Genomic DNA, 247 nt, shown 5'->3' on the forward strand with positions numbered 1-247 from the left:
GATCCATAGATACCCGAGGGTGACGACCGTTTCGGTTAAAAATTTCCATCGCATTGTCGTACACATCCTTGCTGGCACCATCGAGAGTAACCTCAAAAGCGGCGATTCTTTCATGGACTTCCTCTTGCGCATTAGGGTACAGGTTTACTGCCTCCTTCAGCACATCTATGAAAGAGATAAGTTTATAGATGGATTGAGTCTCATTGACGGCTTTGGCTGATTGGCATTTATGGCACATGTCGTATTC

1 protein-coding gene is annotated in these 247 nt (G+C 45.3%); it reads right to left on the reverse strand.

The window, feature by feature from the left end; all coding sequences use genetic code 11:
* Nucleotides 1-247: hypothetical protein (locus tag AAEY78_RS14480; protein WP_352340141.1), on the reverse strand; the 247-nt coding region annotated here is incomplete at both ends.

This window comes from Psychrobacter sp. 16-MNA-CIBAN-0192 (genome assembly GCF_040309565.1).
Classification (GTDB): Bacteria; Pseudomonadota; Gammaproteobacteria; order Pseudomonadales; family Moraxellaceae; genus Psychrobacter.